Origin of the sequence: Thermotalea metallivorans (assembly GCF_001562415.1) — a bacterium.
Taxonomy (GTDB): domain Bacteria; phylum Bacillota; class Clostridia; order Peptostreptococcales; family Thermotaleaceae; genus Thermotalea; species Thermotalea metallivorans.
Map to the genome: position 1 here is coordinate 1 of NZ_LOEE01000011.1, position 1,914 is coordinate 1,914.

1 protein-coding gene is annotated in these 1,914 nt (G+C 43.5%); it reads left to right on the forward strand.

The annotated features are described in order from the left end of the window. The first annotated feature begins 419 nt into the window (after window positions 1-419). Window positions 420-1,823, forward strand: coding sequence for a group II intron reverse transcriptase/maturase (gene ltrA, locus AN619_RS01920; protein WP_068554565.1), 1,404 nt, complete (start codon window positions 420-422; stop codon window positions 1,821-1,823). The last annotated feature ends 91 nt before the right edge of the window (window positions 1,824-1,914 follow it).

A 1,914-nucleotide genomic window follows, 5' to 3' on the forward strand; every position in this document is an offset into this window, starting at 1 on the left:
GTGCGCCCGGCATGGGCAGTAACTTGGCGGTGAAAGTCCGCTATGGGCTTGGCAGTGGGAACCATTAGCCAAAGGCAAGGGTGTCCATCGTGAGGTGGAATCTGAAGGAAGCCGGAGGCAAAGTCCCGACCCGATGAACAAAAACCAGATACAAGGCTGAAGTGGGACGGACGAGTTTGCGTGACAAAACAAAGTCCAACACTGCACGAATCCCACACAGTAAATCTGGCGGGTACATGGGATGAAGGTAACTGCTCTTACCCGGGGAGGTCTGACAGATACGCTGGTTTCGATGAACTTTGGAACTTGCAACCGATGTAGTGATACATAACTGAACTGTCAGAAGTCAGCAGAAGCCATAGTATTGGGCTAGGTTAACATAGCCTAAGAAGGGCTGAACATCAGGAGGTTCCGAAAACATGAAAGATTCGAGAGAATTGCAAGGAAAGCAGACAACTTCATATGAAGGCTACCCACAGGAAGTAGGAGTGGAACTCCGAGGTAATGGGGGAGTGCAGAGCAATACTCCGGCATCCCAAAGTGGAAGGAACGGTACACATGGAAACGAGGAGTGCCTGCTTGAAAGGATACTACACAGAGACAATCTTAACATGGCATACAAAAGAGTGAAATCCAATAAGGGAAGCCACGGAATCGATGGGATGGAGGTAAATGAACTTTTACCCTTCCTAAAGAAACATGGTGAAACTATCAGGCAGTCAATCCTTGAAGGAAGTTACAAACCAAAGCCCGTCAGGCGGGTAGAAATACCAAAACCTGATGGGGGAACAAGGCAACTGGGAATACCAACAGTATTAGACCGGATGATACAACAGGCAATAGCACAGGAACTAACAAAGATATTTGACCCTGGGTTTTCAGAATATAGTTATGGATTCAGACCAAATAAAAATGCCCATCAAGCAATAATAAAAGCAAGAGACTACATCCAGCAGGGACACAACTGGGTGGTGGACATAGACCTTGAAAAGTTCTTTGACAGAGTTAACCATGACAAACTGATGTCATTAGTGTCAAGGAAAGTTAAAGACAAAAGAGTCCTACACCTTATACGTAAATACCTGGAATCTGGAATAATGCTAAACGGAATCAAGGTTAAAAGTGAAGAAGGAACCCCTCAAGGAGGACCATTAAGTCCACTACTATCCAACATCATGCTGGACGAACTGGACAAGGAACTGGAAAGACGAGGGCATAAATTCTGTCGGTATGCAGATGACTGCAATATTTATGTCAAAAGCAAAAAGGCAGGAGACAGGGTCATGGCGAGCATTACACAATTCGTCGAAGAAAGATTGAAACTTAAAGTCAATAGGGATAAAAGTGCTGTTGATAAACCCATCAGGAGAAAGTTCCTGGGGTTCTCATTCTACAACGTAAAGGGAGAGACAAGGAACTTTATTCATAAGAAACCCATAGAAAGATTCAAGGCAAAAATTAGAGAGATAACATCAAGGTCAAATGGAAAGGGCATGGAATGGAGAAAGATAAAGTTGAACCAACTAATAATAGGATGGGTTAACTACTTTAAAATAGCCGACATGAGGAACCTTGCTAGAAACCTTGACCAATGGATAAGAAGACGAATTCGCATGTGTTACTGGAAACAATGGAAGAAGATAAAGACCAAGCATAATAACCTGGTGAAACTAGGAATAAAAGATTCAAAAGCATGGGAATATGCCAACACAAGAAAAGGCTACTGGAGAATCTCCGGCAGCCATATCCTTTCTACCTCTCTAACTAATGAACGCCTTGAAAAGATGGGATTCACTACTCTAACTAAAAGGCTTTCTATGTGATATTAATCCTGATGAACCGCCGGATACGGGACCGTATGTCCGGTGGTGTGAGAGGACGGTAGATAAATTAATTATCTACCTCCTACTCGAT

Excerpts from the sequence above, each read along its gene's own strand:
- ltrA (WP_068554565.1), top strand. The coding sequence starts at position 420 with ATGAAAGATTCGAGAGAATTGCAAGGAAAGCAGACAACTTCATATGAA.